This window comes from Labrys sedimenti, from assembly GCF_034424805.1.
GTDB classification, from domain to species: domain Bacteria; phylum Pseudomonadota; class Alphaproteobacteria; order Rhizobiales; family Labraceae; genus Labrys; species Labrys sedimenti.
Genome location: NZ_JAXOUF010000032.1, coordinates 1 through 19,798, shown reverse-complemented (window position 1 = coordinate 19,798; position 19,798 = coordinate 1). Strand labels below are relative to the sequence as shown.

At 58.5% G+C, this 19,798-nt stretch carries 19 protein-coding genes and 2 pseudogenes; 11 read left to right on the top strand and 10 right to left on the bottom strand.

Annotation, left to right across the window (positions count from 1 at the left end):
• Positions 1-80: 80 nt before the first annotated feature.
• From U1R88_RS33350 to U1R88_RS33340, 4 genes and pseudogenes are all read right to left on the bottom strand, one after another.
• Positions 81-332: a hypothetical protein gene (locus U1R88_RS33350; protein ID WP_322435185.1), complete on the bottom strand. Its 252-nt coding sequence runs from the start codon at positions 330-332 to the stop codon at positions 81-83.
• A gap of 163 nt (positions 333-495) precedes the next feature.
• Positions 496-789: a helix-turn-helix domain-containing protein gene (locus tag U1R88_RS35780; protein WP_425545522.1), complete on the bottom strand. Its 294-nt coding sequence runs from the start codon at positions 787-789 to the stop codon at positions 496-498.
• A 93-nt stretch (positions 790-882) separates the two neighbouring features.
• A complete protein-coding gene (locus tag U1R88_RS33345) occupies positions 883-1,077 on the bottom strand; it encodes a hypothetical protein (RefSeq protein WP_322435184.1) in 195 nt (64 codons plus the stop codon).
• 402 nt (positions 1,078-1,479) lie between these two features.
• A pseudogene (locus U1R88_RS33340) lies at positions 1,480-2,695 on the bottom strand (IS3 family transposase).
• 36 nt (positions 2,696-2,731) lie between these two features.
• On the opposite strand from U1R88_RS33340, the gene U1R88_RS33335 reads away from it, so the two are divergent.
• From U1R88_RS33335 to U1R88_RS35635, 5 genes are all read left to right on the top strand, one after another.
• The gene (locus tag U1R88_RS33335; RefSeq protein WP_322435183.1) at positions 2,732-2,968 is read left to right on the top strand and encodes a DDE-type integrase/transposase/recombinase; all 237 of its coding nucleotides are present in this window, start codon (positions 2,732-2,734) and stop codon (positions 2,966-2,968) included.
• A gap of 725 nt (positions 2,969-3,693) precedes the next feature.
• Positions 3,694-4,203: a DNA-binding transcriptional response regulator gene (locus U1R88_RS33330; protein ID WP_322435182.1), complete on the top strand. Its 510-nt coding sequence runs from the start codon at positions 3,694-3,696 to the stop codon at positions 4,201-4,203.
• A gap of 880 nt (positions 4,204-5,083) precedes the next feature.
• Positions 5,084-10,936 carry a glucoamylase family protein gene (locus tag U1R88_RS33325; protein WP_322435181.1) on the top strand — a complete coding sequence of 1,951 codons (5,853 nt, stop codon included), beginning with the start codon at positions 5,084-5,086 and terminating at the stop codon, positions 10,934-10,936.
• 160 nt (positions 10,937-11,096) lie between these two features.
• Positions 11,097-11,315: a GH36-type glycosyl hydrolase domain-containing protein gene (locus U1R88_RS33320; RefSeq protein WP_322435180.1), complete on the top strand. Its 219-nt coding sequence runs from the start codon at positions 11,097-11,099 to the stop codon at positions 11,313-11,315.
• A complete protein-coding gene (locus U1R88_RS35635; RefSeq protein WP_336624887.1) occupies positions 11,299-11,634 on the top strand; it encodes a GH36-type glycosyl hydrolase domain-containing protein in 336 nt (111 codons plus the stop codon). Before U1R88_RS33320 ends, U1R88_RS35635 begins: the two co-directional genes overlap by 17 nt.
• Before the next feature lie 325 nt (positions 11,635-11,959).
• Here the strand turns inward: U1R88_RS35635 and U1R88_RS33315 are convergent, their stop codons facing one another.
• From U1R88_RS33315 to U1R88_RS33305, 3 genes are all read right to left on the bottom strand, one after another.
• Positions 11,960-12,217 (bottom strand): hypothetical protein, encoded by a 258-nt coding sequence (locus U1R88_RS33315; protein ID WP_322435179.1) that lies wholly within the window; start codon positions 12,215-12,217, stop codon positions 11,960-11,962.
• Between the two features lie 118 nt (positions 12,218-12,335).
• Positions 12,336-12,545, bottom strand: coding sequence for a cold-shock protein (locus U1R88_RS33310; protein WP_322435178.1), 210 nt, complete (start codon positions 12,543-12,545; stop codon positions 12,336-12,338).
• A gap of 255 nt (positions 12,546-12,800) precedes the next feature.
• Complete coding sequence (locus U1R88_RS33305) at positions 12,801-12,998, bottom strand: hypothetical protein (protein ID WP_322435177.1); 198 nt, start codon at positions 12,996-12,998, stop codon at positions 12,801-12,803.
• Between the two features lie 74 nt (positions 12,999-13,072).
• Here U1R88_RS33305 and U1R88_RS33300 point away from each other — a divergent pair.
• A pseudogene (locus U1R88_RS33300) lies at positions 13,073-13,476 on the top strand (transglutaminase-like domain-containing protein); the annotation flags it as partial.
• 93 nt (positions 13,477-13,569) lie between these two features.
• Here the strand turns inward: U1R88_RS33300 and U1R88_RS33295 are convergent.
• The 3 genes from U1R88_RS33295 to U1R88_RS33285 are packed head-to-tail and all read right to left on the bottom strand — an operon-like array spanning position 13,570 to position 14,509.
• Positions 13,570-13,833, bottom strand: a complete 264-nt coding sequence (locus tag U1R88_RS33295; RefSeq protein ID WP_322435176.1) for a hypothetical protein — start codon at positions 13,831-13,833, stop codon at positions 13,570-13,572.
• Positions 13,830-14,273, bottom strand: coding sequence for a hypothetical protein (locus U1R88_RS33290; protein WP_322435175.1), 444 nt, complete (start codon positions 14,271-14,273; stop codon positions 13,830-13,832). Before U1R88_RS33290 ends, U1R88_RS33295 begins: the two co-directional genes overlap by 4 nt.
• A complete protein-coding gene (locus U1R88_RS33285) occupies positions 14,270-14,509 on the bottom strand; it encodes a hypothetical protein (RefSeq protein WP_322435174.1) in 240 nt (79 codons plus the stop codon). Before U1R88_RS33285 ends, U1R88_RS33290 begins: the two co-directional genes overlap by 4 nt.
• 732 nt (positions 14,510-15,241) lie before the next feature.
• Between U1R88_RS33285 and groL the strand changes: the two genes are divergently transcribed.
• The 5 genes from groL (at position 15,242) to U1R88_RS33260 (ending at position 19,355) form a co-directional block, all read left to right on the top strand.
• Positions 15,242-16,864 carry a chaperonin GroEL gene (gene groL / locus U1R88_RS33280; protein ID WP_322435173.1) on the top strand — a complete coding sequence of 541 codons (1,623 nt, stop codon included), beginning with the start codon at positions 15,242-15,244 and terminating at the stop codon, positions 16,862-16,864.
• Positions 16,865-16,970: 106 nt separating this feature from the next.
• Entirely contained in the window at positions 16,971-17,207 is a 237-nt protein-coding gene (locus U1R88_RS33275; RefSeq protein WP_322435172.1) for a hypothetical protein, read from the top strand.
• A 936-nt stretch (positions 17,208-18,143) separates the two neighbouring features.
• The gene (locus U1R88_RS33270; protein WP_322435197.1) at positions 18,144-18,344 is read left to right on the top strand and encodes a hypothetical protein; all 201 of its coding nucleotides are present in this window, start codon (positions 18,144-18,146) and stop codon (positions 18,342-18,344) included.
• Between the two features lie 20 nt (positions 18,345-18,364).
• A complete protein-coding gene (locus tag U1R88_RS35775; RefSeq protein ID WP_425545521.1) occupies positions 18,365-18,586 on the top strand; it encodes an integrase core domain-containing protein in 222 nt (73 codons plus the stop codon).
• A 565-nt stretch (positions 18,587-19,151) separates the two neighbouring features.
• The gene (locus tag U1R88_RS33260) at positions 19,152-19,355 is read left to right on the top strand and encodes a hypothetical protein (protein WP_322435171.1); all 204 of its coding nucleotides are present in this window, start codon (positions 19,152-19,154) and stop codon (positions 19,353-19,355) included.
• The last annotated feature ends 443 nt before the right edge of the window (positions 19,356-19,798 follow it).

Below are 19,798 nucleotides of genomic sequence, written 5' to 3'. Positions count from 1 at the left end.
ATTGATTGGGATATCCTTTGTTTTCGCTCATGTTGGTCTATCGCCTTTCACAGCGCCGGATATGGTGGACACGATCGATATCAATTCGAATGTTCGGAGACCCCGGTGTCGGGAATGTTGGGCGTCTCCCCGATGAGGCCCAGGTCAGCAAGTCTTGTAATCGCGATCGCTATCTCGACGCGGCTCCATCCGGCTTCTTCGGCAGTTTCAACAAGGCCGAGATACAGGGGCGCAAGGTCGCGCATGCACCCCAAGATGCAGCCGGCGACGTTGAAGCTTGCCTTGGGTCCGATCAAGGCTAGTTGCCTATTCTTCAAGGGGTGCCCGGTCATGTGGCGCATCCAGCCATATCGGTGGCGAGTGCCACAAAGGCGCTCATTGACACGACTTCCGCCGGCAGTCGTTCTCGATCGAATTCGGCAGCGCTAAAATGAATGACACTGGTGGGCATGCGGGTGTCTTTCTTGAATATAATTTCATTCAAATTGCAACATTCTATGGATCTATATTTATCAACTCGACTACATTTACTCTCAGAGCCTTGGATAGTTTTATGTATGTTTTCATTGATGAATTAAGTTTTCCTCGCTCTATATCTATAATTTCTTTAATTGATATGCCTGATTTTTGTGACAATTCCTCCTGAGAGAGATTATTTGCTTTTCGCCACGCCTCTAGAATATTAGTATCATGGTTCCCATTGTGCTTGTTCGGAAGAGCGCGTAAGGACTTTAGACGTCTTTGCGCGGCGGCTCGCAAGCGATAGTACTCGCTGCATGTAACGGTCATATCTTGTCGTTCTGGCGTATCCGAGTGGTTATGTTTCGGAGTATTTTTTCGCATTCGAATCTCCATAACGTAAAGTGTTGCTCGAATTTCAACTCAGATGTTATTTATGCTTTGATATTTCATCGGAATTTCATTAGGTAATTTTATTTTTATTTCATACTTGTTATGATGTTCCAATGCCGATTTCAGTTGAGCTGCAGCTGCGTCTCGTAAGGCATTTGCCGCGAAGCCGCATACGGTGACTGCCACGATGACCATCGTGACAGTCACACAAAGGCGGAAGTTCATGTCCTTGCTCCAGCAGCTTGTCGCTTGCCTGCCATTTGAGTAAAGCGAGAGAAAATGAAGGCGTTTCTCCGCATCTATGGAGGTGCCAGATGGTAGAAATTGGTACGGCAATTTCGCTTAACGGCCGCCAGGCAGCAGATCATTTGGCAAGCGATCGCTGCAATAGGTAGGAAGCAAAAATACCAGCTCTCAAAGCGACGATCTCATTGACTGTCGCAGGCGCAATAGCTGAGCGCCATATGTACTTTTGCCAAATTAACTGGCCGTAAAATCTATAGCACCTTTGATGTTGGGCACCTAGGAATATAATCGTGGACCAGCAGTGGACTCCACCAGTGATAGCCGGAGACGGCGGTGCCATATCAACGAGCGCGAGTGTGGCGCTGACCTGCCACTGAGATGTCATCCAGCGGCGATTAGAGCCTCGGCGGGTTTTACGCCTTGTGGCGCGGTGGGAGCAACGTGAGATCGGTGAAGCTGGTCGGGGTTGCGCAGCCGATCGTCTGTTGCGGTGAAGTCGGCGGCATAGGCCGCAGGCGTGAGGTATCCGAGCGCCGAATGCGGGCGCGCGGTGTTGAAGTCGAAGACCCAGGCCGCGATCTTGGCTCGGGCGTCGTCGAGGTCGAAGAACAGCGTCTCGTTGAGCAGCTCATCTCGCATACGGCCATTGAAGCTTTCGACGAAGCCGTTCTGCATCGGCTTGCCTGGCGCGATGAAGTGCCAGCCGACGTCATTGTCGCGGCACCAGGCCAGCATGGCGTTGCAGGTATATTCCGTGCCGTGATCGCTGACGATCATGCCCGGCTTGCCATACCGCTCGATGATCGCGGTCAACTCACGCGCCAGGCGTCGGCCCGAGATCGAAGTGTCCGGGATCGCTCCGAGGCATTGCTTCGTCACGTCATCGACGATGTTCAGGATGCGGAAGCGGCGCCCGTTCGCGAACCGGTCGTGGACGAAGTCCGTGGACCAGCGCGCATTCGGCTTCGCTTCGACCAGGATTGGTGCACGCGCTCCCACGGCCTTGCGGCGGGCGCGGCGCTTGCGCACCGACAATCCTTCCTCACGGTAGAGCCGATGGATGCGATTGACGCCCGACGGTTCGCCCTCCCGCCGCAGCAGGATAAACAGCCGCCTATAGCCGAAGCGCCGCCGCTCGTTGGCGAGATCGCGCAGCCGGGCACGAAGCTCGGTGTCCGGCGGGCGGCGCGAGCGGTATCGGACCATCTTCCGATCTGCGCCGACGATGCTGCAGGCCCGACGTTCCGACAGGCCCATCACGGCCCGCAGATGCGCGACGGCGTCGCGTTGCACGGCGGGCCCTACCATTTTTTTGATAGAAGCTCACGCATCGCGGCTGCATCCAGCATCTGCTCGGCCAGGAGTTTCTTCAGCTTGGCGTTCTCAGCACAAACTCCCTGGAGTTTGTTGCGACATCCTCGAGTTGCTTCAGCCGCTTGGCCTCGGAGACGTCCATGCCGCCGAACTTGGCCTTCCAGTTGTAGAGAGTCGCCTCCGAGACGCCGTGCTTGCGGGCGAGGTCGGCGGCCTTCGCTCCTGGCTCGTGCTCCTTCAGCACCGCAATGATCTGTTCCTCTGTGAACCTTGCTCGCTTCATCAGTCCGTCCTCGTCAGGGCCGGACTCTAACTCCGAGTGGAGGAAAATCTCAGTGGCAGGTCAAAGAACAAACGGGCCGAGAATTCCCACCAGCCGTTTCGACGACGAGAGGCGGCGATGCTCAAATTCCGTAGGACGAAAACGCTTCAGAAATTCGTCGCCGTTCACGGCCAGATCCGCAACCACTTTAACTCGGAGCGCCACCTCAGCCGAGAAATCTACAAGCAGAGACGCCCGGCCGCCCTGACTGAGTGGCGGGCCGTTGCGGCCTAAATCGAGGATCAGTTGGCCTGGGCGCGTCTAGCGGAGACAACTCAGGGTTAATCTGACAGCGCCCTCAGCACGGATGGACCAACCAGCCTGCCATTTCGGTTTCTCGAACTCAGTGGTAGAATATGAAGTACGCTGGACTGCATTGGCGCCCAGCACAGAATGGCGTCGGGCTACAGCTATCCCTTCTTTTTTGGAACAATAGTGCTGACGGGCGTCAGCGTCCCTCGCGTCAGCGATGAAGTTGCGGCAGCGGGAGCTGCCGGCTTGGCAGTCTTCGGCTTGCGCGTTTCCCGATTGCCGCGTTTTTGCCCCTTGGCCATGGTGTCGCCCTTTGTTTGCGCATCTTGAATTTTCCTGTGCAGGAACGCAAAGCCCTGCGAACTTTAAAATCCAAATTGCTGCGATGGTTGCGTTAGTTCTTTGGCTTCATAGTTGCGAATTATATTCGTAAAAGTCTGAAAAATCGCACAACGTGATGCTAAAAAGATAGGCGATTTACGTCTTTTATACGTAGTCATGATCGCAAAAATTGAAAGAGTAGGGTTAGATAATATTTTTATTATTTTATTTTCATAAGAAATATCTTGATATCGAAATGGATCGGTGTACGGTTTTATCTCTGCATTTTCTTGCATGCGTAGCTATAGGTGGCATCCATATGTGAGGCCAACCTGGCTTCTCTTGCTGCGCCACCGGTTTTTGCGGTGGGGACCAGCCAGGGCAAATTGCCGACCATCGCAGACAACAGCTCCATCCCGGCCCTCGTACCGACAGGCTTTGATATGCCCACCAGCACCCCAATTGGCGCGATGAAACATTGCCGTCGGCATCCCGTCCTGCCTTTGCAACTGGCCTCGTCTCCCCTGGTTTTACTCGTGGAGCACGAACTTGCTTCGCGCGTGAGCAGTGCCAACGAACTGCTGGATGAAGGCTACGATATTGTCGAAAGTGAAAGCGCCAGCGAGGCTATGAGCATTCTGCGCGGTCGCAGCGACTTCGATGCGATGATTGGTGACATCGACGCTGAGCACGCTCCTGGTGGATTGGCTCTTGTTCGCTACGCGGTAAATCACCATCCGTCGATGAAGATCCTGGTCCGGTCAGCTTGGCCGGATACCCAAGCGGATGCGGGGGAGGTCGATACCGATTTTCTACCGAAACCATATCCCGCAGGTGATCTCGTTCGGCGCATGCACAGCCTGCTCGGCTATCGGCTTACGCCGGTGCGTGAATAGCCCGTCTGCACCAAAAGGGTTCTCCGGTGAGGGCCTCCCAACGAAGTCTAGAATGACGAAGGAAATCTAAGATGGTTACAGAGGTGAAGCCAATCTACAGCAGTTCCAACGGGGATCGTTGGGTCCTGGTCCACGACATCGAAACCGATCGATCTTTGGTCAGACATGAACCGAACCGATCTTCGGGCGGGAAAACAGCCGAGATCGATGTTGACGACTTCCTGCTGCGGGATGGTGAGAGCCCACAAGGGCTCGCATTACGAGCATTGCTGAGCAAATAATTCCTTGTCGCGACTGCGTGAGGAAAGAAATATAGGACACGGTTATCGGTGTGGATAAAACCAATGCTCGCATTAAATTGAATTAAATTCGTAAAATCGATCCTAAATTTTCAATATATTGACCATATATTATAATCTTCATTTTTATTATTCGTTGGTTTGATGTTATATTATTAAGATTAAATCATTAAAGATCTACAAGCTATTTTACTATTTTGAAATTAACTCACAAAATTATTCACGATGGACCATTAATCGGAACGGATACGATGGCTGACGCCGACCGCGGATCGACTGGCGGGCGGTTGCTGGCGTGTCTGTTTGGATGAGGCGGATATGGGAGGCGCATAGGCGTGCTCCCATTGAGCTCGTCATTCATACGCGCTGGAGCCGGCGCTGACAGCGCGACTGGATAGGGAATGAACGCTTTATTGCATCGGACGTTTGGGCTTCGCGCGTCGCCACACCCATGGAGCGCCATCGCGCCGGTGCGCGAGGAATTGTTCGGTGTCGAGCGGCTCGAGCAGCATGCGCAAAGCCTCGCTGCTGCGCAAACGGTCACGAGGCGCCCGCCGGCCGTTCTGCCTCTGCAGACACGATTGAGCGATAATGCCGCTGCGCTGCTCAAGGCATACCGGACGAGTGCCGCGGATGTTGAAAGCGGCGGCGGCGTTGTTCCGGCCGCGGAATGGCTTCTCGACAATTATCATCTGGTCGAAGAGCAGGTTCGCGAGATCCGGGATGACCTGCCGCCTGGCTATTATCGGCAACTGCCGAAGCTGGCGAGCGGACCGTTCGCGGGCTATCCGCGGGTGTTCGGCTTGGCCTGGGCCTTTGTCGCCCACACCGACAGCTATTTCGATCCTGAGCTTTTGCGCCGGTTCATCTGCGCCTACCAGCAGGTCCAGCCGTTGACGATCGGTGAATTGTGGGCCGTTGCGATCACGTTGCGCATCGTCCTCGTAGAGAATCTGCGCCGGCTCGCCGATCAGATCGTCGCAGGCCGCAAGGAGCGGTCGGACGCCGACGCCCTGGTCGACGCGCTTCCTGAAATGGGGCAGGTGGCTTCCGAGCTCGATGTCCTGATGCGTCCCTCCGTGCCCTTGTCGGACATTTTTGCCGCGCAGCTCGCCAAGCGGCTGCGGGATCAGGATCCCAGGACGACCCCCGCGCTTGAGTGGTTCACGGAACGCCTGCGTGAGCAGGGCACTTCGATCGGGGAGGTGGTGCAGCGTGCCCAGCAAAGGCTGGGAGCATCCAACGTCACCGTGCGCAATGTCATTACCAGCATGAGGCTGATCTCCGACATCGATTGGGCGGACCTGTTCGAGACCGTGAGTCTGGTCGACGAGCGTCTTGGCTCGGGAAGCGATTTCGCCGCGATGGACTTCCCGACGCGCAATCTCTACCGCAGCGCGATCGAGGAACTCGCTCGTGACTCGTCCTTGACGGAGCTTGAGATCACCGGGCAAGTGCTGGAGACCGCGCGTCGAGCTGCCGCGGTCGCGGTCGAGCCTGAGGACCGCGGGCGGGTCGCGGATCCTGGATACCATCTCATCGGGGACGGCCGGCGCGCGCTGGAGCGGGCGATCGACTTCAAGCCGCCTCCGCGAACGCGCATGAGCCGCTTCGGCCTGCGGCTGGGCATCGGCGGATATGCGGGCGCCATCTTGTCCGTCACCGCCGTGTTGCTCGCCCTGGCGTCATGGGCGCTTGGCATCCACGGCCTCGATGCCGGCTGGCTTGCCCTGTTCGTCTTGCTGGGATTCGTGCCGGCGACGGAAGTCGCGATCGCGATGGTCAATCGCGCGGTCGCGTGGTGCTTCGGTGCGACTGCGTTACCGGGCCTCGAACTCGCCGATGGCGTACCGCAATCGCTGAGGACTCTCGTCGCCGTGCCGACGCTGCTGACCAGCGAGGCCGACCTCCTGGAACAGGTCGAGCGTTTGGAAGTGCATCATCTGGCAGGCTCGGGCGGGGACCTGACTTTCGCCCTCCTCACGGACGGCCTCGACGCGGATCGGCAGACAGTCGAGAGCGACGCCCAGCTCATCGCCGTGACGGCACAGGCGATCGCGCAACTGAATCAACGCTACGGTCCGGGGCCGGGAGGCGACCGGTTCCTTCTGCTCCATCGTCGCCGCCTCTTCAATGAAGGCGAGGGCACATGGATGGGATGGGAGCGCAAGCGAGGCAAACTGCACGAGCTCAACAGGCTGCTTCGCGGGGCCACCGACACCAGCTTCATGGCCGTGGAAGGGCGTGCGCCGCAGGTGCCGGAGAGCGTACGCTTCGTCATTACGCTCGACGCCGATACCAGATTGCCGCGCGATGCCGCGCGCCGTCTGGTCGGCAAGATTGCCCATCCCCTCAACAGGCCTAGATTCGACGAGCACAACCGACGGGTCATGAGCGGCTACGCGATACTCCAACCGCGTGTCACGCCGGCACTGCCGCTCGACCGCGAGGGGTCCATCTATCAAAGGGTGTCGTCGGGCCCGGCTGGTATCGATCCGTATGCGGCGGCGATCTCGGACGTCTACCAGGATCTGTTCGGCGAGGGCTCCTATACGGGCAAGGGCATTTACGACGTCGATGCTTTCGAGGCGGCTCTCGCCGGACGCGTGCCGGAGAGCACGCTGCTGAGCCACGATCTCTTCGAGGGCGTTTTCGCCCGCGCCGGCCTTGCCTCCGACATCGAGGTCGTCGAGGAAGTCCCGCCGCGATATGACGTCGCCGCAAGACGCCAGCATCGATGGATCCGGGGCGACTGGCAGCTTCTGCCCTGGGTGTTCGGCGCCTCGACCGGGGGCCGGGCGATGCCGCCTCTCGGGCGCTGGAAGATGCTGGACAATCTGAGGCGGTCGCTGCTGGCGCCCTTCACGCTGCTGGCCTTCGCCCTGTCCTGGCTGTTCCCGATCCCCGCGGCGGTGGCCGGGCTTGCGATCGTGCTCGCGGCCATTGTGATCCCGGCCTTCCTGCCGGGCGCTTTCTCCATATGGCCGCGCCGCTCGGGGCTGCATGTGCGCAATCATCTCGGCATGCTCGGCCGTGGCCTGCACCTAGCGGCTGCCCAGGCGTTCTTTTCGATCGCCTTCCTGCCCGATCAGGCGTGGCGGACGGGAGACGCGATCGCAAGAACCCTTGCGAGGCTGTTCGTCACGCATAGGCATCTTCTGGAATGGACGACGGCGGCGAGATCGGCGGCGGCACCGCGCCTGAGCGTGGGCGGCTTCTATCGCCGAATGGCGGGCGGGGTGGCGCTCGGCCTGGTTCTGGCGGCACTTGCCGTCGCGGTCGCGCCAGCCTCCTGGCTGCTCGTCCTGCCTTTCGCGCTGCTGTGGGCCGGCGCCCCGGCGCTCGCTTTCCGTATCAGCCGCGCCCCGCCGATCTCGCGCCAGCTTACGATGTCGCGGGCGGAGGCGGCTGATCTGCGCCTCACCGCGCGTCGAACTTGGCGCTATTTCGAGACCTTCGTCACACCGTCCAACAACATGCTGCCGCCCGACAATTTTCAGGAAGAGCCGAAGCCGGTGCTCGCGCGGCGCACGTCGCCTACCAATATCGGGCTCTATCTGCTCTCCGCCGTCGCTGCCCGTGATTTCGGCTGGGCCGGGCTTACGGAAACCGTCGAGCGGCTGGAAGCCACACTCGGCACCATGCGCAAGCTCGCCTTGTTCAAGGGGCATTTCTTCAACTGGTACGATACGCAGAACCTGCGCATTCTCGAGCCGGCCTATGTCTCTTCGGTCGACAGCGGAAACCTCGCGGGTCACCTGATCGCACTTGCCAATGCCTGCGAGGAATGGGCGGGCTCGGTACAGGCGCCGGATGCGAGGGCCGGCATGGCAGACGCCTTCACCCTGGCGCGCGAGGCGGCCGACGCCCTGTCTGTTGGAGGGGGAGGGCCCGGGCAACCGCTCGTCGCCATTCTCGACGAGATCGAGGCTTTGCTCAAGAGTCCAAGGCCGATCGAGTCGATCGTCGCGCCGCTCAAACGGCTGGCCGAAAAGGCCGCCGATGCAGCCCGCGCCGCTATGCCTTTGATGACGGACAATGAAGAGGGCGGCCCGCCAGACCTGTTGTTCTGGATCGAGGCGATGAGGCGAGGCCTGACCGAATGGGGCCGTGATCGTCTCGGGATTGCCGATGTGGCGAACCCTCTGGAGGGGCGCCTGCAGGCGATCGCCCACACGGCGCGCGAAATGGCGCTGGCCATGGATTTCGCGTTCCTCCTCGATCCCGACCGGAAACTGCTGTCGATAGGCTATTCGCTCCCCGACAATGGCCTCGACCCCAGTTGTTACGACCTGCTCGCTTCTGAGGCGCGGCTTGCCAGCCTGTTCGCGATCGCCAAGGGCGATGTTCCCACGCGGCACTGGTTCCGGCTGGGCCGCACCGCGACTCCGCTGGGAAGCGGTTCTGCATTGATCTCCTGGTCCGGATCGATGTTCGAATATCTGATGCCGTCGCTGGTGGTGCGCGCGCCGGCCGGCAGCTTGCTCGAGCAGACCAGCCGCCTGGTGGTAAAGCAGCAACAGGCGTATGGACGCTCCCTCGGCATCCCATGGGGCATATCGGAATCCGCCTACAACGCCCGCGACTTCGAGTTCACATACCAATATTCGAACTTCGGCGTGCCGGGCCTCGGTCTCAAGCGCGGCCTCGCGGGACAGGCCGTGATCGCGCCCTACGCGACGGCGCTGGCGGCTATGATCGATCCCCAGGCGGCGCGCGCGAACTATAGCCGGCTCGCCGCGATGGGCGCCCGCGGTCGCCACGGCTTCTATGAAGCCCTCGACTTCACGCGCTCCCGTCTGCCGGCGGAAGAGAATGTCGCCATCGTGCGCGCTTTCATGGCCCACCATCAGGGCATGACCATCGTCGCCATCGCCAATACCCTCCAGGATGGTCGGATGCGCGCCCGGTTCCATCGTGAACCGATGATAAAGGCCAGCGAACTCCTGTTGCAGGAACGCATCCCGGACGAGATCGCCATCGCGCAGGTCCGGGCTGAGGAGGTGAAGGCGCCGCCCGCCGCAGTCATCGACGAAGGTGCCTCGGCGCGGCGGCTTGCCGCCTCGGCAGCAGGCCCGCCGATGACGCATCTGCTCTCGAACGGCCGCTATGCGGTGATGCTGACCACCACCGGTGCCGGCTACAGCCGCTGGCGCGACATTGCCGTGACGCGATGGCGGGAGGATACGACCCGCGACGACTGGGGATCGTTCATTTTCCTGAAAGACGTCCAGACCGGAAAGACCTGGACCGGGGGCGCACAGCCGGTAGGGGAGGAGCCCGGGCACGGGGAAGTCCTCTTCGGCGAAGACTACGCCCACTTCATCCATCGCGACGGCAGTCTGACCACAACCATGGATGTCCTGGTCTCCGGCGAGGACGACAGCGAGGTCCGTCGCATATGCCTGACCAATAACGGCCGCCGGCCACGTGAGATCGAGCTTACCTCCTACGCGGAAGTGGCACTGGCGGAGCCCGCCTCCGACAACGCTCACCCCGCCTTTTCCAAGATGTCCGTTGAGACCGAGCACCTTGCCGAGTTCGGCGCTCTCGTAGCGACGTGCCGGCCGAGGTCCCCTGACGAGCCGCGGCTGTGGGCGGCGCATCTCATGGTGGTCGAGGGCGAGATCGCTGCCGATCCGCAATATGAGACCGACCGGGCTCGCTTCCTTGGCCGCGGCCGCGCGATAGCCGATGCGGCGGTCCTCAGGGACGGTCGGCCGCTCTCGAACACGGTCGGCACGGTTCTCGATCCAATCTTCTCGCTGAGGCAGCGCGTGATCGTTCCGCCCGGCAGAGTGGTACGGGTCGCTTTCTGGACCGTGGTTGCATCGTCGCGGGCCGAGCTTTTGGACTTCGTCGACTTGCATCACGACCGCAGTTCGTTCGACCGCGCAAAGACTTTGGCGTGGACCCAGGCGCAGGTTCAGCTTCGCCATCTCGGCGTCGCGGCAGCGGAAGCAGCCGATTTCCAACGTCTTGCCGCACCGATCCTCTACGCCGATCCGCGGTTCCGGGCATCGTCGGAAGAGATCCTGCGCGGGGCCGGCCCTCAGTCAGGGTTGTGGCCACATGGAATCTCCGGTGACCTGCCGATCGTCGTGCTGCACATCGACGATATCGCTGACATTGCCCAGGTCGGGCAGCTGCTCCGTGCCCACGAGTATTGGCGCATGAAGCGCCTCGCGGTCGATCTCGTCATCGTCAACGGGCATGCCCCATCGTATATTCACGATCTGCAGGCCGCGATTGAAATGGCCGTGCACAGCAGCCAGTCCCAGCCGAGGCTGGGCGATGCCCAGGCGGATGGCTCGGTGCATGTGCTGCGGGCCGATCTCATGAGCGTCGAAGCCCGGTCCCTACTGCATGCGGCGGCCCGAGTTGTACTCCACGCTCGTCGCGGGCCGATTGCCGATCAGGTCGGGCGCCCTTGACCCAAGGTTGTGCCGTCCCGTGGTCGGCGGACGGAGGCGACCTTACCTCCCGGATTGTCACGGCCAAGCACTACCCGAACTTGAATTCTTCAACGGTCTTGGCGGCTGGTGCGTGTAATCGCGCTTTTTGCTTCTTTTGCCGACAGCCGTGATCCTGCCCGTGCCGCCCGCTGGCGCGTATGCCGCCTCCGTCCAAACGGCCATCGAGCGCGACGCCCGGGATGGCGAATGGTATCGCCGGGCGACGTTCGATGATGGAACCTGGCTCGGCTCGAAGGAGAGCGAGGAATGCTGGATCGATTCCATCGCCCAGTCCTGGGTGGTGCTGTCGCGCGCCGCGGATCCCGCGCGCCGTATAGGCGATGGCCACCCTCAATAAACACCTGATCCGTCGAGAGGACGGTCTGGCGCTGCCCTTCACACCGCCTTTCGACACAACCTCTCGCGATCCCGGTTATATGAAGGGCTATCCGCCAGGCCTGCACGAGAACGGCGGGCAATGCAGCCATGCCGCCATGGGGCGATCATGGCCTTTGCAAAGCAGGAGGACGGTACGGCAGCTGCCGACCTGTTTTCGCTTTTTAATCCGATCAACCATGCGCAGACGCCCGACGCGGTCGAGTGGTTACGAGCTCGCGCCTTATCCCACCGCTGCCGACGTCTATTCCGTTCCACCCCATATGGGGCGAGGGGGGTAGACTTGCTATACGGGCTCGGCCGCATGGATGTATCGTGCCGGCGCCGCGAGGGCGCCTACCTTGTTGTCGATCCCTGCATCCCTGTTGCCCGTTCTTCCTTGCGCATGAGCTCTTCGAGCAGGCGCAGCCAAGGGGGCACCGGCAGGTCTAGTTCATCGACCTGCCCGGTCTCAAGGCCGCAATGAAGGCATTGTCCTTGAATGACGTTCTGCTGAGAACCATCGAGGCCTATTGAGCAAGGTCGGGAAGGGCAGGGCTGGAGGAGGGCGATGCGCCGGCCCCCGATCCGGAAGATTCCTCGAATCAGTCGTTGTTCGGAATCGTCTCAGGCGGCCGCTCTGGGCAGCGGATAGTTATCATGGTCGTAGAGAGACCGGATCGCGGGGCCGGTGTAATCGCCATCATCGGTTTCGATCATGAGGGCTCGCAGTTCTACCAGCGACTCTTCGACCGCAAACTGAACGGCAAATGCGAGGTTTTCGAACCGACGATATTTCTGAGGTGCCCTACCTCGCATTGAGCGAGAGGCCCCGGATATCTGCACATACACCGCTGCAGGCGTCGTGAAATCCAATGTCGTCATGTCAGCAATCTTCTCGCAAATCACCATAACAAAAAGGCCGGGCGAACCCGGCCTTCTCATCGCGCATCAATGGCCAGTGCCAGTACATCCGTGGTCAAAGACCAGACGCGCCATATTCTTAGGCAGCCTGTAGGTTCTCGGCTGCACTTTTTCCATTGCGTCGATCCGTCACGACATCAAACGAGAGCTTCTGACCCTCTATGAGGGTGTGCATTCCCGCCCGTTCGACGGCCGAAATGTGAACGAACACATCGGAGCCTCCGGTTTCGAGTTGGATGAAGCCAAAGCCCTTGGTCGTGTTGAAGAACTTTACGGTTCCAGTGTTCATGACGATTTCCTTTCAATCGCTCGTAATAATTAACCCACCGTGCAAAGAGCCCAGCGGATAAGTTCTGATCGATTTTTGGAGAGGAAAATCGTCAGCGCCAATAGCGCGGAAAAAGATCGGCAACAAGATCGATAAAAACAAGCATAGCTTCTAAATGTGATTATAGCAAGAAAGATAATTTCTTTAGAAATTTTTTTGGAAATATCCCGGAAATTCCTGGAGTTGATATGCTATATTCCAGAAAATACGAGACATTCACTTGTCGATCTTAACGACGGATAGTCCACTCGGTAATATGTCCCCGTCGCGAAGCTCCGCGAGTATCTGCGTCACGTCCTCCCGGAAGGACTCCCACATGGGCTCGCCCTCAAATCCCACCAGTTCCTCATGCCCTTCCATTCGGCACATCAGGCGGCAGATGCGCTCCACCGGGCCAGAGAGGTTTTGTGACATCGTTCTTTCCTTTCAGTGCGTCTGTCATTGGTGAGCGGTGAGGCCCCTGCCTAAAGTTCCGAACTCCCCCGACCGTGCAGGCGATCTGCAACTTCGTGTACGGCCACATCCGCTTTGACTTCATGCAGGCTCGTTCGATACGAACGGCTTTCGAGGTTTTCCAAGAGCGTATCGGCGTTTGTCGCGACTTCGCGCATCTTGGGCTAATTTTATACCGTTACCTCAATATTCCTGCGCACTCCGTCAACGGTCATCCGGGGGTATCGGCGTTCCCATTGTCAACCCATGGACTTCAGCACCTGGATAGAGTTGTTCCTCGGCAGGCATGGCATATGTTCGATCCTCGAAACAACGTTCCCCGGATTGGCCGCATCATGGCCGCTCGCGGTCGGGACGCGGCTGGTGCCCCCTCATCAACTTGTTCGGCTATCATGTCCTGAAATCGTTTCGCGTCTGGACATATGAGGTACCAACGTAAAATGTTTCTCCTGCCGTCATTTGGCTCCGATCTGCAACACACAGGCTGACCGCGTAGTCTGCAGAAGCATCTCGAAGCCAATTCCAGTAATGACTAAATCGGCGTGGAATCCTGTTCGAGCATGGCATCGAACGTAGCGGGCGTGATGCTGGCCACCTGGACCGAGGTTTGAGGTTGTGAGAGTGCCGGCAGGTAAAAAAGAGCCCCGATGCGGCGATAGGCCAGAAACGATAGCCCCTCGATCAACTCTTCGTCGATATCGACCCTATAGTCTCCAGGCGGTTGATATTCATTGAACCCATCGAGGTGAAATGGCTTGGTAAACGTCGCCGTCGAATGCGTCGTGCGGACATTCATCGCATCTCTCCTTTGCCGACGGATAATTTCCGCTCTCGGCTCTTGCGAGAACGGGAGGACTTTCGCTCTACCGCCGCGGCGGCAAGGTAGGCTTGGATGGCTGATTGCATATGCTCGCGCCAGAGCGAGATCGGCATCGTACGCGTGACCACGGCATGGTCCGAGAAATAGCCGATTTTGGGCAGAAGCAAGGCGAGAACCGCCTTTTCCAGAAGGACGCCTCCGGGGCTGTTCATGGCTTGGATCCTCACGTCGTCCCTCGAGTGACTTCCAAAAAGCGACAGATCTTTCGAATAAGAAAGTACGCTAAAACAAAGAGTTAGAGGAATCTCCCCTGCAGGCGGGTCACATTGCTCCAACACTGCCGTTTCCGCCTCTGATGGCACCCGGCTGATCGTCGCCTTCGCTGCGACAACCAGATTCCGGGCGAGGATGTTCATTCGACGATGGTTGTTCGGATGGCCCATGGAAAGGAATAAAATGGGCGAAAGGCCCCTTCGTCGTCCAGGTCTCTCGTTAGGAGGGCTTGGAATATTTCCCGTTCGAGCAAATCTCGCTGCATGTGCAGGGAAAGCCCGTCGGGAGCCACTCGCATGGCACCTCCTTCATTCTCCCAATTGGCGATCGCTTTGTCGAAGCCATCGTCGAATGGCGACTTGAAAAGAGCTTGTCGCATCGGGACCTCCTCACGCGGCGAAGCAAATGTCCGCAACGCGTCCTTTGCCCAGGGCTTTGGCGCCACGCCAGGAGCAGTATCGCGGTTCGCAAGACGTCTCGAGGAGGACGTGGACCACACCACGTACCGCCTGCCATGTCGCGACACCCGCTTTGCAGCGACGCGATGGCCGGTCGACGTCGCATGGATACTATCTCAGCACAGGCCCGAGCATGCTTTTACATCTCGAAAAACACATAAATTCAAAAAAGGCATTTTATCAAATGTAATACATTTAGATTTTTAGCGAGATTCTTTATTAATAAAAAGATACTGTACTCGCTATTTTTTTCAAAAGCGAGCAGTTTTTTAAATTAATACAAGAGTTTTGCCAAATTTTTCAATTGGCTTGGCCGAAAGTTTCTTCGATTCTTGAGGTGAAGGGGCTCTTATTTTCTGATCCTCATATCCTTTGAGTGCCAAAGGGTGTATAAGAAATGGGTGGCGTGTGGACGCGCCGAGCGCTGAATAAGTGCGCGTCAAAGATATTCGGCCTCAGGCAGATCGAGCTGTTGTCGGTCGCTTCAGCGATGGGACGAGTCGCTACTTCGAAACGGCAAAGCAGACGCGCGGGCAAAGCGATCCCGATGATGGGAGAGCAGCGTCGTCGCCGTCCCGACAAAACGAAGGCCGCCGCCGGGTGGCCCTAAACGCCGCGCCTGCCTTTCACCCGCAAAAGACCGGAGTTCAATCATGCCCGCCAAAGATGTCAGATTCTCCAGCGATGCCCGTGACCGCATGTTGCGCGGCGTGGAGATCCTCAACAATGCCGTCAAGGTCACGCTTGGCCCCAAGGGGCGCAACGTGATCATCGATCGTCCCTACGGTGCGCCGCGCATCACCAAGGATGGCGTGACCGTCGCCAAGGAAATCGATCTCGTCGATAAATTCGAGAACATGGGCGCCCAACTCGTGCGCGAGGTGGCTTCGAAGACCAATGACCTTGCTGGCGATGGAACAACGACTGCGACCGTGCTAGCCGCCTCCATTCTCCGGGAAGGCACGAAATTCGTCGCCGCCGGCATGAATCCGATGGATCTCAAGCGCGGTATCGACATGGCCGTGCTTGCCGCGGTGAAGGATATCGAGGCAAGAGCCAAGAAGGTGCGATCCTCGGATGAAATCGCTCAAATTGGCACTATCGCGGCCAATGGCGACGCTTCGATCGGCAAAATGATCGCCAAGGCGATGAAGAAGGTCGGCAATGAAGGCGTCGTCACGGTGGAGGAGGCCAAAAGCGCCGAAACCGCGCTCGATGTCGTCGAAGGCATGCAGTTCGACAGGGGCTATCTCTCGCCTTATTTCATCACGAATGCCGAGAAGATGTCGGTGGATCTGGAGGATGCCTACCTCCTGATCCACGAGAAGAAGCTGACGAACGTCCAGACTCTTTTGCCACTCCTGGAAGCGGTGGTGCAGACCGGCAAGCCTCTCCTGATCATCTCGGAGGATGTCGAGGGCGAAGCCCTCGCAACGCTCGTCGTGAACAAGCTGCGCGGTGGCTTGAAGGTCGCTGCGGTGAAAGTGCCAGGCTTTGGGGATCGGCGCAAGGCCATTCTCGCGGATATTGCCACGCTGACGGGCGGGCAGCTCATCTCCGACGATCTTGGCATCAAGCTCGAGAATGTCACGATCGACATGCTCGGCCGCGCCAAGCGCCTGCACATCGACAAGGACAGCACGACCGTCATCGATGGCGCCGGCGACAAGAAGGACATCGCCGCCCGCGTTCAGCAGCTGAAGAGCCAGATCGGAGAGAGTAATTCCGATTATGACAAGGAGAAGCTGCAGGAACGCCTCGCCAAGCTATCGGGCGGTGTGGCTGTCATTCGTGTCGGCGGCGCGACCGAGGTCGAAGTCAAGGAAAAGAAGGATCGTATCGAGGACGCACTGAATGCGACCCGAGCAGCGATTCAGGAGGGCATCGTTCCCGGGGGCGGGGTCGCCTTGCTGCGAGCCAAGACAGCTCTCTACAGCATCATCTCGGACAATCCCGATGTCAGGGCAGGCATTGCCATCGTCATGCGCGCGCTCGAAACGCCAATCCGGCAGATCGTCGAGAATTCCGGCGTGGAGGGGTCGACGGTGGTGGGCAAGCTTGTGGAAGCCAACAATGCCAATCTTGGCTTCGACGCCCAGACCGAGCGCTATGTCGACATGCTGGAGGCCGGCATCATCGACCCGGCCAAAGTGGTACGGGCGGCATTGCAGGATGCGAGTTCCGTCGCGGCACTGATGATCACCACCGAAGCGATTATTGTGTCGTCGGGATCGGACGCTGCCGGCTCCATGCCAAATGGAGAAATGGGGTATTGATGGAATATATAATCTGAATTTAAGTAATTAATTCAACAATTCGAGTAGTTATCCAAGCAAATATCTCGGCAATTCTCGATTTTAATCTTTAATGCAGGAGGGCGAAATGACAAATGTCGAGCTGATAAAAGTCGAGGAACAGGGAGGCGGCCGCCTTCTGTTCAGCGTTAGAGCGCCTGCTGCCGCGGGCAAGATGGAATTTTCGATCGCCATCGACGATCTGGGATCGCAAGCCTTGAATGAAATTGCAGCCCTGCGAGCCGCCGTCGCCTTTGTTGGGGAATTGCAAGTCTCAATTCGACGTCTTCTCGACACGACGCCTCAACCAAGGGTGACTGGGTGATTAATGGGCAGAAGAGCAGATCCCGCTAGGAATCACAATGTATCTGACATCGTGCGCTTATCTTCAGCCGCAAATCACTGGTCGGTAGGCAATAACGGCAGTCCGCAAGAGGAGCGGGCTGAATGCAAAACGGATGTAGGTCTGGGTCCAAAGTCAGAAAGACCCGAAAAAGAAAAGCAACGATAAGTGTGCATCGTGACGCCGACACAATCGCAGTGGATGGTTGATGGAACGGTCTTTGAGAGGACGTGGTCCTTTCAGCAAGGAGACGCGATGGACGCCAACCAAGACGAATACCTGTTGTCCTGCTACCGCCAGTGGGCCAGGGACGCAGGCGTATCCGAGCTAACTATATGGCTCACCGAACGAGAAGCTCGGAACGACCACCAAGTGCATCCGAGCCAACCGATCGCCGATATGTTCTATGGGCGGATCCGTCACGCTGTCGCGCCTGACGCCCCCTGGAAAGGGAATGCCTGAGCTACCTCAGCCTCATTTTCGACAGCCGACGATCCTTCGATCGCCACGAGGATGGCGACCCGCCGATGCCTCTTTTCTCGGCACATTCCGGAAAACCATGGTCGCGTAACCACAGCGATATGATGGCTTGTGTAATCAAGCCGAGGCCGTGGACGTGCTTGAGGCGTATCTTTGATACCTGCGAGGCTGCGGTTGCCAGTCGTTTGGCCGCACAACGTGTTCTGGGTAAAGCTCTCGGCAGAGCGAATTCAGTATCCTTCTGAGCCGCCCCTCACTAACACAATATGCTGATAGATCGGGCATGGGGTATTCCCTCTTTCGCCGGTTGATTCCATTCCAGGATGATGAGGTCAGTAACTCCATAACGTGTTTAGCAAACAAGCTAGAAACGCATTCGTATTTTTGCATTGCGATTATTTGCGTTTCTTGCACCTCACCCGCTCATAGCCTGAGTACATGAGGTTGCTGCTCTCCATGTCGGCTGAGACGATCCGCGGTGGTGTGCATGGATGCGCGGCGGATGTTCTGAAAGTGCGGCCGGAGAAGACGGACAAGGCGGATGCGCAGGCCCTTGCCGAGATGCTGGCGAACGGCCGGTATTCCGGCGTGCATGTGAAGGCAATGGCTTCAGCTTTAGGACACCAATTGTCAGATTAAGTCTAAACTTCTGCACGACATTGCAGCAGGCCCGGGGTGCCCTGGCCACATGGAGGGAGGACTACAACGGGGCACGCCCACATTCGAAGCTCAGTTGGCAGACGCCGGCCGCGTTTGCCGCAACCTTCTACCCGCACTGGGATCTGGCGCTGCGCTCTGCCAACGGCTCCGCGTCAGTTCCCGTCGCTCACACCGCCCAGAAGGGCCACCCTAACCACCGGGGCGAACTCAGAGCCGGATAAACTTGGGAGCAACGTCAGCCACAATGCGTCGCAGCAACCACTTTGGCCCGGCGTTCGGCAGCGTCGGGCTTTTCTCTTTGGGTGCCGGGACTGTGTCAGATTAGCTTGCTGCTGGAAATAGGGGCTCAATCGCACGGATAGGGCATCGCTTTGGCCGCAGGTCCCGGAGATTCGCGCGGGTCCTCGTTTGCTGTTAGAGTTGGACGGGTCGGCTCGTGATACCCCGATCAGATCCGATATTGCCCCGGCTTCGCACTATGCGGGTATGGCTGAGGTGCCATGGCGTTCAGAAGGAATGACTGATGGCCCAAAATCCTCCGCCTCCCAGCAAGTCGGAGAAGCGACATGCCGAAACCGATATCGCGGCGTATGCTCTCATCGAAGGTGAAACGCAGGTTCGTGACGATAAGATCGCGCGCCTAAGGGCGCTGCGAGAAAAGCGAGATGCGATCGGTGACGAACCTAAGGCATCTATTCAGCGCGTACCCGTGAAACGGCGCCGCGTTCGTCGTGCCTTGACCTACGGGCGACGATAGTCTTCCGCGGGCAATCGAAGAGGATGGGCATGCCCAATAGCGTCGATCCAATTGAGCGTGTGTGTCGCGCTTTGTGCCAGTTTCACGGCAATCCAACGAATGCCCAATTCGATGGTAACCCGATGTGGGAGTCCTACCGGGACGAAGCAATGGCCATCCTGTGGGTGTTGAGGGAGGATGACTGGTTGCCGAATGGATTGGTGGTGAGAAAAGACAAGCGCCGAAGCGTGTGATCGCCACAGGCAACCAACCGACCCGGCCCCGTCCGACACGGACGGGTTATTTTGGGCCGCCCTGTCGGGGTGGACAAATGACGCCCGACCGGGCCTGTCAGCCTGCCGCGGTGATCTAGCGTGCCGACGAGCCAGTTTTAACGTGGGTGGCAGGGGACGCTACGACGACGAGGCGTTGATTTACATCAATGCCAACTCGGTCTCGTTGTTTAATATGATTATTGGCATATCCCCCGGACTGTTACATTGCCTCCACTTATACCAAGTCCTGGATGGTGTGACGCTCGACTTTGCAAATCAGCCACGCCCTGATTCAAGATGGTGAACCAAGTAGGTTCGCCATGCCGCTTCCGCCTGATTTGGACGCCTAGTGGATTGACCGGGACAGAAGAGTCCTGAGGGGGATTCCTGTGCATCGAAGCCTGTGCGAATGTGTGGAATGC

What these genes read in the sequence shown, in the direction of transcription:
- U1R88_RS33310 (WP_322435178.1), bottom strand. Translation starts at nt 12,545, where the DNA reads ATGAACACTGGAACCGTAAAGTTCTTCAACACGACCAAGGGCTTTGGC.
- U1R88_RS33345 (WP_322435184.1), bottom strand. Translation starts at nt 1,077, where the DNA reads ATGAACTTCCGCCTTTGTGTGACTGTCACGATGGTCATCGTGGCAGTC.
- U1R88_RS33305 (WP_322435177.1), bottom strand. Translation starts at nt 12,998, where the DNA reads ATGTCACAAAACCTCTCTGGCCCGGTGGAGCGCATCTGCCGCCTGATG.
- U1R88_RS33350 (WP_322435185.1), bottom strand. Translation starts at nt 332, where the DNA reads ATGACCGGGCACCCCTTGAAGAATAGGCAACTAGCCTTGATCGGACCC.
- groL (WP_322435173.1), top strand. Translation starts at nt 15,242, where the DNA reads ATGCCCGCCAAAGATGTCAGATTCTCCAGCGATGCCCGTGACCGCATG.
- U1R88_RS33275 (WP_322435172.1), top strand. Translation starts at nt 16,971, where the DNA reads ATGACAAATGTCGAGCTGATAAAAGTCGAGGAACAGGGAGGCGGCCGC.
- U1R88_RS35780 (WP_425545522.1), bottom strand. Translation starts at nt 789, where the DNA reads ATGACCGTTACATGCAGCGAGTACTATCGCTTGCGAGCCGCCGCGCAA.
- U1R88_RS35635 (WP_336624887.1), top strand. Translation starts at nt 11,299, where the DNA reads ATGGCCACCCTCAATAAACACCTGATCCGTCGAGAGGACGGTCTGGCG.
- U1R88_RS33290 (WP_322435175.1), bottom strand. Translation starts at nt 14,273, where the DNA reads ATGAACATCCTCGCCCGGAATCTGGTTGTCGCAGCGAAGGCGACGATC.
- U1R88_RS33260 (WP_322435171.1), top strand. Translation starts at nt 19,152, where the DNA reads ATGCCCAATAGCGTCGATCCAATTGAGCGTGTGTGTCGCGCTTTGTGC.
- U1R88_RS33270 (WP_322435197.1), top strand. Translation starts at nt 18,144, where the DNA reads ATGAGGTTGCTGCTCTCCATGTCGGCTGAGACGATCCGCGGTGGTGTG.
- U1R88_RS33295 (WP_322435176.1), bottom strand. Translation starts at nt 13,833, where the DNA reads ATGAATGTCCGCACGACGCATTCGACGGCGACGTTTACCAAGCCATTT.
- U1R88_RS33315 (WP_322435179.1), bottom strand. Translation starts at nt 12,217, where the DNA reads ATGACGACATTGGATTTCACGACGCCTGCAGCGGTGTATGTGCAGATA.
- U1R88_RS33285 (WP_322435174.1), bottom strand. Translation starts at nt 14,509, where the DNA reads ATGCGACAAGCTCTTTTCAAGTCGCCATTCGACGATGGCTTCGACAAA.